The 14158-nt window shown below is 64.7% G+C and carries 14 protein-coding genes; 11 read left to right on the top strand and 3 right to left on the bottom strand.

The annotated features are described in order from the left end of the window. Nucleotides 1-2: 2 nt before the first annotated feature. The 7 genes from CH339_RS15865 to CH339_RS15895 all read left to right on the top strand — a co-directional run bounded on the left by CH339_RS15865 (nt 3) and on the right by CH339_RS15895 (nt 6785). Nucleotides 3-971: a branched-chain amino acid ABC transporter permease gene (locus CH339_RS15865; RefSeq protein WP_111435350.1), complete on the top strand. Its 969-nt coding sequence runs from the start codon at nt 3-5 to the stop codon at nt 969-971. Between the two features lie 7 nt (nt 972-978). Continuing rightward, the gene (locus CH339_RS15870) at nt 979-1359 is read left to right on the top strand and encodes a VOC family protein (RefSeq protein WP_111435351.1); all 381 of its coding nucleotides are present in this window, start codon (nt 979-981) and stop codon (nt 1357-1359) included. Beyond that, nucleotides 1359-2435: a branched-chain amino acid ABC transporter permease gene (locus CH339_RS15875; protein ID WP_111435352.1), complete on the top strand. Its 1077-nt coding sequence runs from the start codon at nt 1359-1361 to the stop codon at nt 2433-2435. The genes CH339_RS15870 and CH339_RS15875 overlap by 1 nt, the downstream gene beginning before the upstream one ends. A 130-nt stretch (nt 2436-2565) precedes the next feature. Then, entirely contained in the window at nt 2566-3855 is a 1290-nt protein-coding gene (locus tag CH339_RS15880) for an ABC transporter substrate-binding protein (protein ID WP_111435353.1), read from the top strand. 79 nt (nt 3856-3934) lie between these two features. Further along, nucleotides 3935-4768 (top strand): ABC transporter ATP-binding protein, encoded by an 834-nt coding sequence (locus tag CH339_RS15885; protein ID WP_111435354.1) that lies wholly within the window; start codon nt 3935-3937, stop codon nt 4766-4768. A gap of 137 nt (nt 4769-4905) precedes the next feature. Then, the gene (locus CH339_RS15890) at nt 4906-6141 is read left to right on the top strand and encodes a phenylacetate--CoA ligase family protein (protein ID WP_111435355.1); all 1236 of its coding nucleotides are present in this window, start codon (nt 4906-4908) and stop codon (nt 6139-6141) included. A gap of 200 nt (nt 6142-6341) precedes the next feature. Further along, nucleotides 6342-6785 (top strand): response regulator, encoded by a 444-nt coding sequence (locus tag CH339_RS15895; protein WP_111435356.1) that lies wholly within the window; start codon nt 6342-6344, stop codon nt 6783-6785. Nucleotides 6786-6880: 95 nt separating this feature from the next. Here CH339_RS15895 and CH339_RS15900 read toward each other — a convergent pair whose 3' ends face one another. Both CH339_RS15900 and CH339_RS15905 read right to left on the bottom strand, forming a co-directional pair. Then, nucleotides 6881-7387, bottom strand: coding sequence for a response regulator (locus tag CH339_RS15900; protein ID WP_170138546.1), 507 nt, complete (start codon nt 7385-7387; stop codon nt 6881-6883). 125 nt (nt 7388-7512) lie between these two features. Then, complete coding sequence (locus CH339_RS15905; RefSeq protein WP_111435358.1) at nt 7513-9015, bottom strand: bifunctional metallophosphatase/5'-nucleotidase; 1503 nt, start codon at nt 9013-9015, stop codon at nt 7513-7515. 181 nt (nt 9016-9196) lie between these two features. Here CH339_RS15905 and CH339_RS15910 point away from each other — a divergent pair, with 181 nt between their 5' ends. From CH339_RS15910 to CH339_RS15925, 4 genes are all read left to right on the top strand, one after another. Further along, complete coding sequence (locus CH339_RS15910) at nt 9197-10396, top strand: putative manganese transporter (protein ID WP_111435359.1); 1200 nt, start codon at nt 9197-9199, stop codon at nt 10394-10396. 223 nt (nt 10397-10619) lie between these two features. After that, on the top strand, nt 10620-11642 hold the full coding sequence (hemH, locus tag CH339_RS15915; protein WP_245408156.1) for a ferrochelatase: 1023 nt from the start codon (nt 10620-10622) through the stop codon (nt 11640-11642). 166 nt (nt 11643-11808) lie between these two features. Beyond that, nucleotides 11809-12798 (top strand): SPFH domain-containing protein, encoded by a 990-nt coding sequence (locus tag CH339_RS15920; RefSeq protein WP_111435361.1) that lies wholly within the window; start codon nt 11809-11811, stop codon nt 12796-12798. Then, nucleotides 12798-13274 (top strand): NfeD family protein, encoded by a 477-nt coding sequence (locus CH339_RS15925; protein WP_111435362.1) that lies wholly within the window; start codon nt 12798-12800, stop codon nt 13272-13274. Before CH339_RS15920 ends, CH339_RS15925 begins: the two co-directional genes overlap by 1 nt. Before the next feature lie 22 nt (nt 13275-13296). Here CH339_RS15925 and CH339_RS15930 read toward each other — a convergent pair whose 3' ends face one another. Beyond that, nucleotides 13297-14151 carry a flagellar motor protein MotB gene (locus CH339_RS15930; RefSeq protein WP_111435363.1) on the bottom strand — a complete coding sequence of 285 codons (855 nt, stop codon included), beginning with the start codon at nt 14149-14151 and terminating at the stop codon, nt 13297-13299. Nucleotides 14152-14158: the final 7 nt, after the last annotated feature.

Consider the following 14158-nt stretch of genomic DNA (forward strand, 5'->3'; position numbering starts at 1 on the left):
GCATGGCTTTCTTCGACGTCTTTTTCTGGGAAGTGGTGGTGTCGGGCCTCCTCGCCGGGGTGATGTACTCGCTGGTCGCCCTCGGTTTCGTGCTGATCTTCAAGGCTTCCGGCATCTTCAATTTCGCGCAAGGGGTGCTCGCGCTCTTTGCCGCGCTGACGCTGGTCGGCTTCCAGACCGGGCAGGTGCCGTTCTCCCATCTCATCAACGCCGTCCTCGGCACCAACATCCAGCACTGGGGCGAGGGCACGCACACCTTCCTCGCCATCGTGCTGACGCTGCTGGTCATGATCGGCCTGGCCTGGCTGATCGTGCGGCTGGCGCTTTCCAAGCTCGTAAACCAGGAGGGCATCATCCTCTTCATGGCGACCATCGGGCTCGCCTACGTGCTGGAAGGTCTCGGCGACATCATGTGGGGCGCCGACGTCAAGACGCTCGACGTCGGGCTGCCGACCGGGCCGTCCGACACCATCATCGATGCGACCGGCATGTTCGTTGAAAAGCTGGAGATCGCGGCGGCCATCGTCGCCGTCCTGCTCGTCGTCTCGCTGACGATCTTTTCCCAGTACACCAAGATGGGACGGGCGCTCAGGGCCGTTGCCGACGACCACCAGGCGGCGCTCTCCGTCGGCATCTCGCTGGAGACCATCTGGTGGGTGGTCTGGTCGGTCGCCGGCATTGTCGCGCTGGTCGCCGGCGTCATGTGGGGAGCGAAGTCCGGCGTCCAGTTCTCGCTGTCGCTGATCGCCCTCAAGGCCCTTCCCGTGCTCATGCTCGGCGGCTTCACCTCGATCCCCGGCGCCATCATCGGCGGCCTCATCATCGGCGTCGGCGAGAAGCTGTTCGAGATCTATCTGGGGCCCATGCTCGGCGGGGCGACAGAGAATTGGTTCGCCTATATGCTCGCGCTTGTTTTCCTTTTGTTCCGCCCCCAGGGGCTGTTCGGCGAAAGGATCATCGAAAGAGTGTGAGGATGACATGAGCCACAAAAGCCGCCTTGGATGCATCGTGATCGACTGCAAGACCGACGACCTTACCGACGCCCTGGTGTTCTGGTCGGGCCTTCTCGGCCTGCCGGGAAGCATCGATGCGGACGGGAAATACGCCGTGATCCAGGGGCCGGGCGACGAGATCCGGGTGCTGATCCAGGCCGTCGACCACGAGCCACGGGTCCATCTCGACATCGAGACCGACGACAAGGACGCCGAACGGGATCGCCTTGCCGCCCTCGGCGCCCGTGAGGTGCGGCAACTGAAGAGCTGGATCGTCATGGAGGCCCCGACCGGCCACCGCTTCTGCATCGTCGACCCGCAGCGCCGGGAGTTCGACGACAACGCCGCCACCTGGGAAGAGGTTTGATGTTTTACCGCGAAGCCGGCGAGTTCAAGACCAGCTACAAGGCCGACCAGGCGACGTTCCCGATCCGCTTCGACCGGATCTTTTTCTGGTCGGTGACGGCGTTCGCCTTCCTGGTCGTGCCGTTTCTCATCAACGACTATTGGGAAAAGGCGGTCTTCATCCCGTTCATGGTGTTCGCGCTCGCCGCCCTCGGCCTCAACATCCTGACCGGCTATTGCGGCCAGGTCTCGCTCGGCACCGGCGGCTTCATGGCCGTCGGGGCCTATGCCTGCTACAAGCTGATGACCGCCTTTCCGGACCTCAACATGGTGCCGATCATCTTTCTGTCGGGCGCGGTCACGGCCGCGGTCGGCATCCTGTTCGGGCTGCCGTCCCTGCGCATCAAGGGCTTTTATCTGGCGGTCGCGACGCTCGCCGCGCAGTTCTTTCTCGTCTGGCTCTTCAACAAGGTGCCGTGGTTCTACAACTACTCGGCCACCGGCCAGATCACGGCGCCGGAGCGCACCGTCTTCGGCTTTGCCGTCACCGGGGCTGCCGCGCAGCCGGCAACGACCTATCTGTTCTGCCTCGCCTTCCTCTTCGTCTTTGCCTGGGTCGCGCGGAACCTCGTTCGCGGGCGGATCGGCCGGTCCTGGATGGCGATCCGCGACATGGACATCGCCGCGGAGATCATCGGCGTCAATCCGCTGCGGACCAAGCTCTCCGCCTTCGCCGTCTCGTCTTTCTATATCGGCATGGCGGGGGCGCTGTTCTTCGCGCTGTGGCAGGGGGCGGCGGAGGTGACGGAAGCCTTCGGCATCAACCAGAGCTTCATGGTGTTGTTCATGATCATCATCGGCGGGCTCGGCTCGATCTTCGGCTCGCTGGTCGGCGCCGCCTTCATGGTGCTGTTGCCGGTGCTTTTCAAAAACATCTTCGTCGGCGCTTTCGGCTGGCCGACGGACCTGTCGCAATATCTGCAACTGATGCTGGTCGGCGGCCTGATCATCTTTTTCCTGATCGTCGAGCCGCACGGCATCGCCGCCCTGTGGCGGACCACCAAGGAGAAGCTGAGGCTTTGGCCGTTCCCGCACTAGGGCAGAGATTTTTCAGATCGGCGCGGGGTGCGCCGCCAGTCACAAAAATCACCTCACGCCGCCGAGGGCGGCAGCAACGAAACGCCCGGACAAAACCGGGCCGAAAACACCAACGGGAGGATGAACGACAATGAAATTGACAAGGATCGCGCTTGCGACAGCGCTCGCAGTGGGGCTCGCCACGCCGGCCATGGCCGAACTGGTGTTCCCCTCGCTCAGCTACCGCACGGGCCCCTACGCGCCGAACGGCATTCCGTTCGCCGACGGCTATTCCGACTATTTCACGCTCATCAACGAGCGCGACGGCGGCATCGAGGGCGTCAAGATCGACAACCCGGAATGCGAGACCGGCTACAACACGACCAAGGGCGTGGAGTGCTACGAGTCCACCAAGGGCCTCGGCAGCCTCGTCTACCAGCCGCTGTCGACCGGCATCACCTACCAGCTCATCCCCAAGGCGACGGCCGACAAGGTGCCGATCCACTCCATGGGCTACGGCCGCACCTCGGCAGCCAACGGCAAGGTGTTCGAATACATCTTCAACTATCCCGGCACCTACTGGGACGCCGCCTCGATCATCGTCAAATACATCATGAGCGAGGAGGGGGGCGACATCTCGGGCAAGAAGCTCGCGCTCGTCTACCACAACTCCGCTTACGGCAAGGAGCCGATCCGCACGCTTGAAAAGCTCTCCGAAAAGCACGGCTTTTCGCTCACGCTCCTGCCGGTCGACCATCCGGGCCAGGAGCAGAAGGCGACCTGGCTGCAGGTCCGCCGCGACCGGCCCGACTACGTGATCATGTGGGGCTGGGGCGTGATGAACCAGGTGGCGATCAAGGAGGCCGCCTCGATCCGCTTCCCGATGGACCATTTCATCGGCGTGTGGTGGTCGGCCTCGGAAAACGACGTGCTGCCGGCCGGCGACGGCGCCGACGGCTACAAGGCCATCACCTTCCACGGCGTCGGCGACGACTTCCCGATCTATGCCGACCTGAAGAAGCACGTCTACGACACCGGCAAGGCCGCCGGCGACGGCACCAATGCCGGCACCGTGCTCTACAATCGCGGCATGGTGGCTGCGATGTGGGCGGTGGAAGCGGCGCGCACGGCGATGACAATCCACGACACCAAGGACATCACGCCGGCGATGATGCGCGACGGCATGGAAGCGCTCAACGTCGACGAGGCGCGGCTCGAGGAGCTCGGCCTGCCGGGCTTCACGGTGCCGGTCAAGGTGAGCTGCGCCAACCATGGCGGGCCGGGCCTCGGCGCCATCCAGCAATGGGACGCCAAGGCCAAGAAATGGTCGCTGATCACCGACTACATCCCGGCCGACCGGGAGGTCGTCGATCCGCTGATCGAAGAAGATTCCGCGGCCTACGCCAAGGAAGCCAACATCACCCCGCGGACCTGCGAATAGCGGCGGGCCTGGCTGCGGCACGCCCGGGCCTTTCGGGCGTGCCGTCACCGATGACGAGAAAGGAAATGGCCGCGTGAGCATGGCATCTTCGGCACGGACCGCGCCGGTCGCCGATCCGGTCCTTGTCGTCAACAACATCGAGGTGATCTACAACCACGTCATCCTCGTGCTGAAGGGCGTGTCGCTGAAGGTCGCGGAGGGCGGCATCGTCGCGCTCCTGGGCGCCAACGGTGCCGGCAAGACGACGACGCTGAAGGCGATCTCCAATCTGCTTCGGGCCGAGCGCGGCGAGGTCACCAAGGGCAGCATCGTCTTTCGCGGCAATGAGGTGCAGAACCTGTCGCCGAACGACCTCGTCAAGCGCGGCTGCATCCAGGTGATGGAGGGGCGGCACTGTTTCGGCCACCTGTCGGTGGAGGAGAACTTGCTCACCGGTGCCTATACCCGCCGCGACGGCAGCGCCGCGGTCCGGCGCGACCTCGAACTGGTCTACGACTATTTTCCAAGGCTTCGCGAACGGCGGCGCAGCCAGGCCGGCTACACCTCCGGCGGCGAGCAGCAGATGACGGCGATCGGCCGGGCGCTGATGTCGCGGCCGACCATGATCCTGCTCGACGAGCCGTCCATGGGGCTGGCGCCGCAGCTTGTGGAGGAGATCTTCGAGATCGTCCAGCAGCTTAACAGCCGCGAGGGCGTTTCCTTCCTGCTGGCCGAGCAGAACACCAATATAGCGCTGAAATACGCCACCTACGGGTATATTCTGGAATCGGGGCGCATCGTCCTCGACGGCGAGGCCCATGCGCTGCGCGAGAACGAGGACGTCAAGGAATTCTATCTGGGCGTCGGCGGTGAGGGGCGGAAATCGTTCCGCAACGTCAAGCACTACAAGCGCCGCAAGCGCTGGCTGGCTTAGCGTCGGCGCCACCGGGGGAGGGCGCTTGAACCGGACCGCGTCGGCGGTCGATCACATTTTTCAGCATCGGATTTTGCCGAAACCCTTTTGCCCATTTCGGTCCGGTGCCCTGGCCCGCAACACCAAAAGAGGGCGGCATGACCGAGTATTTCGACGACACCGAGACCCTTGATCCCCACGAACGGGAGCGGCGGCTGTTCGCCCATCTGGTCGGACACCTGCAGATGGCGGTGGCCAAGGCGCCGGGGTGGGAGCGGCGGCTGAACGGGTTCGACCTTGCCGCCATCGACAGCCGGGCAAAGCTTGCAAGGCTGCCGGTGCTGCGCAAGTCCGACCTGATGGAGGCACAGAAGGCGCGGCCGCCCTTCGGCGAGTTCGTTGCCGGCGCGCCCGGCAGCTTTTCGCGTGTGTTCATGTCGCCGGGACCGATCTGGGAGCCGCAGGGGGGCGGGTCGGATCCCTGGCACGGGGCGCGGGCGCTGTTTGCCGCCGGGTTTCGCCAGGGCGACGTCATCCACAATGCCTTCGCCTACCACCTGACGCCGGGCGGCTTCATCCTCGATCGCGGGGCGCAGGCGCTGGGCTGCACGGTGTTTCCGGCCGGCGTCGGCAATACGGAGGCGCAGGTGCAGGCGATCGCCACCCTGAAGCCCGTCGGCTATACCGGCACGCCGGATTATCTGAAGGTGCTCCTCGACAAAGCGGCCGAACTCGGGCGGCCGGTTCGCTCGATCAAGCGTGCGCTCGTCTCCGGCGGGGCGCTGTTCCCGGACCTGCGCCAGGAATACGCGGACCGCGGCGTCGACGTCGCCCAGTGTTACGCGACCGCCGATCTCGGCGTCATCGCCTATGAAAGCGCCGCCCGCGAGGGGCTGATCGTCAACGAGGACATGATCGTGGAGATCGTGCGGCCGGGAACGGGTGAGCCGGTCACCGACGGCGAAGTCGGCGAGGTGGTGGTGACGAATTTCAGCCCGGTCTATCCGCTGATCCGCTTCGGTACCGGCGATCTCTCCGCGGTGCTGCCGGGGACGAGCCCGTGCGGGCGCACCAATATGCGGATTGCGGGCTGGATGGGCCGGGCCGACCAGCGCACCAAGGTCAAGGGCATGTTCGTCGATCCGGCGCAGATCGACCGGGTGGTGAAGCGGCATCCAGAAATCGACCGGGCGCGGCTGGAGATCGGCCGCGCCAACGACCAGGATGTCATGACGCTGAAGGTCGAAAGCGATACGCCAGATGCCGGATTAAAGGCGGCGATCGGGGAAACCCTGCGCGATGTGACCAAGCTCGGCGGGGCCGTCGAGATGGTCGCGCCGGGCACGCTGCCGAACGACGGCAAGATCATCGCCGATGAAAGAGTTTATGAATAAAATCGCGCTAAAGTGATTCAAAATGTAAGCATTTCGAATGTCCTCGGCAGAGCGCCGTGTCAAAAGTACGTAGATAGAATTACACCCCTGAAAAAATGGGGCTTTCTATCTTCAGCTTATATCTCCATTTCTTTAGTCGGTAACAAATCTGGAAAGAGGTGACGGAACGCCCCCGAAAAGGCCGATGAAGGAATGATGCGATGACCGACGAAGAAGTCTTCGATGCCCTTGTCCTGATGGTCGAGAACGACGAACGGGATGCTGTGGCGATGCGCAAGATGCTGGAAAAGGCGCCGATCCGCATCAAGGTGGACGTCTGCGAGGACGGCCGCACGGGCCTCGATTATCTGCGCCGCTGCGGCAACAGCTACGGGCGCATGACGCCGGACATGATCCTTTTCGACATCAGCGGCCGACGGGCCGACGACTACGGCTTCCTGGAGACGGTGTCGCGGGATGCGTCGCTGCGCTCCGGCATGATCTGCGCCCTTTATGACGGCGAGGATCCGGAGGCGGAACGGCGGGCGATCGCCGCCGGCGCCAGTGCCGTGATCTCGCCGCACAATCTGCGCCGGGCGCAGCAGAGCATTCGCGACCGGCTGGTCGATTCCTGGTTCCAGAGGACGGAGCAGTTCTTCGTCTGAGGCGCGTGTCGTCCGGAAAACGCTTTAAGGGAGGCGCCGGCGGATCCGGGTCCGGATACCGGCTGCCGGGTCTTCGGCCCGGGTCCGCACGGACCTCACATCATGCCGTCGATGTCGAAGACCGCGGTGGGATCGTCAATCGCCACGGCCGGCAGCCGCTCGTGCCGTTCGCCGGAAAGGCTCTGGCCGGCGCGACAGGTGGCGCCGGTGGCCAGGATGCGGTCGCGCAGGAGCGCGATGGAGAACGGCTTGACGACGACGCCGTTGGCGCCGAGTTCGACGGCCTTCAGCACCAGGGCCTGATTGGCGAAGCTGGTCACCACGATGACGGGAATGGAGCGGAAATAGACGTCGTCCTTGTCGCGGATGAGGCGCAGGAAATCGGCGCCCGGAAAGGACGGCATGTTCCAGTCGAGAAGCACCAGGTCGCATTCGCGCTGGTCGAGCCGGGTCAGGGCGTCGAGCCCGTCGGAGGCCTCGTAGACGGTGTCGACGCCGAGCTGGCGCAACATGCTCCGTTCCAGCTTCCGGAAGAAGGAATTGTCGTCGACGACCAGAACGTGGAGCGCTTCGAAATCGCTGCTTGTGGAAAAGGCGGACACGGGGATCACCCTCGTCAAAAATACTCAGGCATGTTTGGCACTTGTCTTTATACGAAGGGTTAACGGGACACATAAAATTCTATGGATGGAATTCATTTTCTGGATCACATCCGCGATCCCTGCGCTTACGGTGTATAAATCCTTTTCTCAATCTTAGGTGATATTTCCCCTTTATCCCGGATATAGGCCATGACGGCGTTCGCCAGCAGCCCGGAATGGCGCGGACCGAGCACCGGTTTGGCCCGTTTCAGCATGCGGTAGCCGTCGCCGCCGCGGGCCAGGAAGTCGTTGGTCGCCAGCCGATAGGTCCGCTCCGGATCGAGCGGCTCCTCGCCGACGACGACGTCGGAGATCCGCGATCCCTGCGGTTTTGCAGGGTCGAAGGCGACGCGGAGACCGGAGACCTGGGGAAACCGGCCGGAGCCTTCTTCGATGCGCGCAACGCCATGTTCGAGCGCTGCCTTGACCGTCTTGCCGGTGACTTCCAGGAGCACGGTGTGGTTGCCGAAGGGCAGTTCGGAAAGGATGTCGCGGCGGGTGAGGGGCGTTCCCGCCTGATAGACCCGGTCGCCGCGGATGCCGCCGCCATTGGTGATGGCGATGTCCGCCGCGACGGCCTCACGCATGGCATCGGCGATGAGGTTGCCGATCGCGGCCTCGCCGCCGCGCACGGCCGCGCGCCGGCTGTCGAGGTCGCTGGCCGTGGTGCCGATGGCGACGTCCAGTTCCTCCGACAGCCGCTTTTCGTATTCGGCGATGCGGGCCGCGACAGCCGCATCGGGAGCAACACCTGCGGTATCGACGATGCGGAAGTTGGGGCGCCAGTCGATGCGCCGGCGGCCGCCACGCTGGGACACGGTCACATCCAGATCGACGGCGGTGACGAAGCGGGCATTGTGGCGGGACTCGGCGATTGCCGTCCTGCCGTCATATTGCAGATAGAGGTCGTGGTCGTCGCCGGACAGGATCAGGTCGAAGGCGCCGGAACGGTAAAGGGCGAGGTCCTCGCCGCGGGAAAGGTGGCCGACGACGACGAAGATGTCCGCGCCTTTCTCCTTCAGCCTGCGGCGCTCGGCAAAGGCCGTCTTCACTGCGTCCTCGATCACGAGGTCGCCCGGGCTCGACTTTTCCCGCGCATCGGCGGACGTGACGCCGAGGATGCCGATCTTCACGCCGTCGACCTCCATCAGCCGGCTGTCGCCGACGCCCGGGACCTGAGTGCCGTCCGCAAGGCGCAGATTGGCGGCGTATTTCGGGAACTTCATCTCCGCAAGGCGCGTTAGGAACACGTCTTTTCCGAAATCGAACTCGTGGTTCCCCGGCACGAAAACATCCGGTGGCGTCATGTTGAGGAGGTCGACGATATGGGCGCCCTTGTCGAGGCCCGACAGCAGCGACGGCGACAGGCTGTCGCCGGCATGGACGAAGACGACGTTCTTGCGGGCCGCGCGCTCGGCCTTCACAACCGTGGCGAGACGGGCAAAGCCGCCCCGCTCCCCGGCATGCTCGATGGTGTCGATGTCGTTGACCAGCACGAAGGTGATCTCCGCGGCATCGGCGGCGACGCTGGCGACAAGAAAAAGGGCCACGGCAACGGACGCCGCGAGCGCATCGATCGACTTTCCCATGACAACCCCCTGCAACCGGAACGTTTGGCGACGATAGCACAGTTCTCGGTTTGTTCCAGAAGAATCTTAACGCCGTCCGATTGCAATGTGACGACGGCAGGCACGTCTGCCAAGGTAGTTGCAAATCATTCTTAGAAACGTTATAGAATTCTTATTGCCGCCGAGCTAGAGATCCGCACCGATGACCGAATTCACGCTTTCCACCGGACGCCTGATCGCCCACAGGGTGGACTGGCGCGTCAATCCGCACTGGTGGCGGATCATACTGCTCGCCGCCGTGGCGCTGCTCCTGATCTCCGATGCCACGAAGGACCTGACCGCCTCGGCGCTCGCCGATGCCTATCTGCAGGTGACGGTATTCGTCGCCGGCACGCTGTTTCTGGTCAACTTCGTGGAAGCCTGGCTGCGGATGGATGTCGGCGTCATGCTGGCGCGCAGCGCCCGCTGGCAGCCGCTGATCGCCTCGCTGCTCGGGGCCATGCCCGGCTGCGGCGGCGCCATCATCGTGGTGACGCAATACACGCGCGGCTACACCACCTTCGGCAGCGTCGTCGCGGTGCTGGTGGCGACCATGGGCGACGCCGCGTTCCTGTTGATCGCGCGCGATCCGGCAACGGCGCTCATGGTCATCGCCGTCAGCCTCGTCGTCGGCACGATCTCCGGCGCCATCGTCGATGCGGTCCACGGCGCGGATTTCCTGCACGAGGAGGCGGCGCGCGGCGATCCCGATTTCGGCCGGGCGATGCCCGCCGAGCCGACCCAGGAGGTCTATGCGCGCATCTCCAGCGCGGCCTGGCTCGCCCTGCTGCTGCCGGGCCTCGTGCTCGGCGTCTTCGGCGCCCTGCAGATCGATGCGGACGCGCTGATGAGGCCGCTTTCCGGCGCCGGCCTGACGGAAAAGATCGGCGTCGTCGGCGCGCTCCTCTGCCTTGCCATGTGGGCCTTCTCGATCCATGGCAACAGCCACACCATCGTGCGCAAGGGCGAGGGGCTGCGCGGCTCGACCGTGCAGCGCACGATCGCCGACACCAATTTCGTCACCGGCTGGGTGGTGATGGCGTTCCTCGCCTTCGAACTCACCGTCTTCCTCTTCGGCATCGACCTGAAGGGCTGGTTCGGCGAATGGGCGATCGTCGCCCCGCTCGCCGGGCTCGCCGTCGGCATGATCCCGGGCTGCGGCCCGCAGATCATCGTCACCACGCTGTATCTGGCCGGCGCCATCCCGCTGTCGGCGCAGCTCACCAACGCCATCGCCAATGACGGCGATGCACTGTTCCCGGCGATCGCGCTGGCGCCGCGGGCGGCGTTCCTCGCCTCGGTCTACAGCGCCGTCCCGGCGGTGCTGGTCGGCTACGGCTACTTCTTCCTGTTCGAGTTCTGATTGCTCCCGGCTGCGGAAAAGCGCCGGGGACAGCCTCGAAAAACGGCCCGTTCCGGCCTCCGGTGCGGGCTTTTTGTGGGTTTTGTCACGTCGTTCCCTTGACGTGGTGGACTCCTGCGCCTGACGTCATATGTTCCGGTCGTTGGAATTCGGAAACGGAGCGAAGATTGTGGCGCAGGATCAAGGCAATGGCAGCAACGGCTCCGGTCCGTCGCGCCGCGCCATCCGCTTCCCGGACGGGCACGAGGAGATCGCGGCGGGACGGATCGGGGTGCTGCTGGTGAACCTCGGGACGCCGGACGGAACCGATTACTGGTCGATGCGCCGCTATCTGAAGGAATTCCTGTCCGACCGCCGGGTTGTGGAGGCGCCGCGGCTGATCTGGTGGCCGGTGCTGAACGGCATCATCCTGTCGACCCGGCCGCAGAAGTCCGGCGCGCTCTACGACAAGGTCTGGAACACCGAGCGCAACGAATCTCCCCTGCGCACCATCACCCGCTCGCAAGGCGAAAAGCTGGGCGCCGATCTGGCCAGGACCGATCCGCGCATCATCGTCGACTGGGCGATGCGCTACGGCAATCCGTCGATCGCCGAAAAGCTCGATGCGCTGACGGCGGCCGGTGCCGAAAGGCTGCTGATCGTGCCGCTCTATCCGCAATATTCCGCGGCGACGACGGCGACCGTCAACGACAAGGCGTTCGAGGCGCTTTCCCAGATGCGCTGGCAGCCGGCGGTGCGCACCGCGCCGCCCTATCACGACGATCCGGCCTATATCGAGGCGCTGGCCGCCTCGACAAAGAAGCACCTTGCCGCGCTCGATTTCGAGCCCGACATCGTGCTCGCCTCCTTCCACGGCATCCCGAAGTCCTATTTCGAAAAGGGCGATCCCTATCACTGCCAGTGCCAGAAGACGGTGCGGCTCTTGCGCGAGGTGCTCGGCTGGGGGCCGGAGAAACTGATGGTCACCTTCCAGTCGCGGTTCGGGCGCGAGGAATGGCTGAAGCCCTATACCGACGAGACGGTGGCGCGCCTTGCCCGCGAGGGCGTCAGGAAGATGGCCGTCATCATGCCGGGCTTCGCCGCCGACTGCCTGGAGACGCTGGAGGAGATCGCCGGCGAGAACGCTGAGATCTTCGAGGAGAATGGCGGCGAGCATTTCGCCGCGCTGCCCTGCCTCAACGACAGCGAGGAGGGAATGGCGGTGATCAAGGCCGTGGTGCTGCGCGAACTCTCCGGCTGGATCTGATCCGGCGTCACCGGTCACAGGGCCGCGTCGTTAGAGGGCCGCTAAGCCTCGAATCCCGTTTTTGTCGCCGCAGCCGCCGAATCCCGCTAAAACCCGAGAACGAGGACATTGCGAGCCGCGCGCGGTGCGGGGCCGGCTGTCCGGTGCATCAGCAAAGGAAGCCAAAATGCCGTTTGCGCTGACGGGTTTCGATATCGTCGTCATCGTCCTCCTCGTGCTCATCGTCCTCGTCGTCTTCATGGGCGTGAAGCAGGTGCCGCAGGGCTTCAACTACACGATCGAGCGTTTCGGGCGGTACACCAAGACCCTGAGGCCCGGCCTCAACCTGATCATCCCGTTCATCGATGTCGTCGGTGCGCGCATGAACATGATGGAACAGGTGCTCGACGTTCCGAGCCAGGAGGTGATCACCCGCGACAACGCCACGGTGACGGTCAACGGCGTCACCTTCTACCAGGTGCTGGACGCAGCGAGGGCGGCCTATGAGGTGGCGGGGCTGGAATACGCCGTCCTCAACCTGACCATGACCAATATCCGGACGGTCATGGGTTCCATGGACCTCGACCAGCTATTGTCCAACCGCGACGAGATCAACGAGCGACTCCTGAAGGTGGTCGATGCGGCGGTGGAGCCATGGGGCATCAAGATCACGCGCATCGAGATCAAGGACATCGATCCGCCGCGCGACCTGGTCGACGCCATGGCGCGGCAGATGAAGGCGGAACGCGACAAGCGTGCCTCGATCCTGGAGGCCGAAGGCAAGCGGCAGTCGGCGATTCTGAAGGCCGAAGGCGAGAAGGAAGCGCGCATCCTGGAAGCCGAGGGTCAGCGCGAGGCGGCGTTCAAGGACGCCGAGGCCCGCGAACGTCTGGCCGCGGCGGAAGCCAAGGCGACACAGGATGTGAGCAAGGCGATCGCCGAGGGCGACGTGCAGGCGATCAACTATTTCGTCGCCACAAAATATGTCGACGCGCTGAAGGAAGTCGCGCGCTCGCCGAACCAGAAGGTCCTGATGCTGCCGATCGAGGCCTCCTCGATCCTCGGTGCCCTCAACGGCATTGCCGAGATCGCCAAGGAATCCTTCGGCGAAGAGGCGGCGGCAAGGCGCCGCCAGGGCTCCGTGCCGCGCACCGGGCCCGGTGAGAGGACCGAGTAATGGGACTCGTCGAGACCGTTATCGATTTCCTCGGGCCCTGGAACTGGTGGGTGCTCGGCCTGGTGCTGCTGGCCGTGGAGATCCTCATTCCGGGAACGTTCTTCTTGTGGTTCGGGGTCTCGGCAATCGTCGTCGGCACCATCTCGCTGTTCATCACCTGGGGCTGGCAGGCGCAGGTCATCGTCTTCATGGTGCTGGCGGTCGTCGCGCTGGTCGCCAGCCGGATGCTGCTGCGCAGGACGCGCGAGCCGGAGCCGGCCGAGACGACGTTCCTCAACCGCCGCGGCGCGCGGCTGATCGGGCGGACCTTCACCCTGACCGAGCCGATCGTGGAAGGCTCCGGCCGGCTGAAGATCGACGACAGCGTCTGGCGGGTTTCCGGTCCCGACCTTGCCGCCGGCACGCGGGTGACCATCGTCGATGCGGACGGCGCGCTCCTGCGCGTCGGGCCGGCCGAGGTTGCCGAGACGGCTTAGGGGACTGGGGAGTGGCGCGCCGCTACGGCTTGTAGTCCGGCGGCAGCGGCGGTTCCTCTTTCATCAACAGGATCGAGATGCGCCGGTTGGCGGCGAGGAACGGGTCGTTCGGGAACAGCGGCTCGGTGTCGGCCTTGCCGACGACGGAGAAGATCTGGTCGCTGCGCACGCCGAACTGGTTGAGGATGCGCCTTGTGGCGTTGGCCCGGTCGGCGGACAGGTCCCAGCCGGAATAGTTCGGATTGTTGAAGGTCCGCCCGGAGGTGGTGTGGCCGGTGACGCGGATGCGGTTCGGCATGGCGCGCACCACTTCGGCCATCCGCTCCAGCAGTTGCCGGGTCGATTCATAGGGGAACTTGGAGCCTTCCGGGAACATCGAGCGGCCGTCCTGGTCGACCAGCATGATGTTGAGGCCTTCGTCGTTCTCCTCGATGATGATGTTCTTCGACAACTCGGCGATGTCCGGCATGTCCTGCCAGGCCTGGCGCAGGGAGGCGGCGGCGGTGGCGAACTGGCGGGTGCGTTCGACGTCGGTGATCTCCACGTCGTAGGTGTTGTTTTCCGGGCCCTGCTTGGTGCGGCCGTCATGGCGGGTCGATTCGATCTCGGAATCCGTCTCCGTCGGCATCGGCGCGACGCGGCGCACATATTCGCGCACCGGCACGCCCTCGATCTCGATCATGCCCTGGTGGCGGGATTCCACCTTGATGCCGAAGGCGTCACGCATGGAACCGGCGACGATCTGCAGCTTCTCCTTGTCCTGGATCGAAAAGGAGATGATGAGGACGAAGAAGCAGACCAGCAGCGACATCAGGTCGGCGAAGGTCACCAGCCATTCCGGTGCGCCGGCGGGAGGGCACTTCTTCTTCTTGGCCATGGCCCTG

This window comes from Rhodobium orientis (assembly GCF_003258835.1).
Lineage (GTDB): Bacteria > Pseudomonadota > Alphaproteobacteria > Rhizobiales > Rhodobiaceae > Rhodobium > Rhodobium orientis.

Bases quoted from the DNA above. Each gene is read 5' to 3' on its own strand.
- CH339_RS15925 (WP_111435362.1), top strand. From the start codon at position 12,798: ATGGGACTCGTCGAGACCGTTATCGATTTCCTCGGGCCCTGGAACTGG.
- CH339_RS15875 (WP_111435352.1), top strand. From the start codon at position 1,359: ATGTTTTACCGCGAAGCCGGCGAGTTCAAGACCAGCTACAAGGCCGAC.
- CH339_RS15890 (WP_111435355.1), top strand. From the start codon at position 4,906: ATGACCGAGTATTTCGACGACACCGAGACCCTTGATCCCCACGAACGG.
- CH339_RS15885 (WP_111435354.1), top strand. From the start codon at position 3,935: ATGGCATCTTCGGCACGGACCGCGCCGGTCGCCGATCCGGTCCTTGTC.
- CH339_RS15880 (WP_111435353.1), top strand. From the start codon at position 2,566: ATGAAATTGACAAGGATCGCGCTTGCGACAGCGCTCGCAGTGGGGCTC.
- CH339_RS15870 (WP_111435351.1), top strand. From the start codon at position 979: ATGAGCCACAAAAGCCGCCTTGGATGCATCGTGATCGACTGCAAGACC.
- CH339_RS15895 (WP_111435356.1), top strand. From the start codon at position 6,342: ATGACCGACGAAGAAGTCTTCGATGCCCTTGTCCTGATGGTCGAGAAC.
- CH339_RS15930 (WP_111435363.1), bottom strand. From the start codon at position 14,151: ATGGCCAAGAAGAAGAAGTGCCCTCCCGCCGGCGCACCGGAATGGCTG.
- CH339_RS15905 (WP_111435358.1), bottom strand. From the start codon at position 9,015: ATGGGAAAGTCGATCGATGCGCTCGCGGCGTCCGTTGCCGTGGCCCTT.
- CH339_RS15910 (WP_111435359.1), top strand. From the start codon at position 9,197: ATGACCGAATTCACGCTTTCCACCGGACGCCTGATCGCCCACAGGGTG.
- CH339_RS15920 (WP_111435361.1), top strand. From the start codon at position 11,809: ATGCCGTTTGCGCTGACGGGTTTCGATATCGTCGTCATCGTCCTCCTC.
- CH339_RS15865 (WP_111435350.1), top strand. From the start codon at position 3: ATGGCTTTCTTCGACGTCTTTTTCTGGGAAGTGGTGGTGTCGGGCCTC.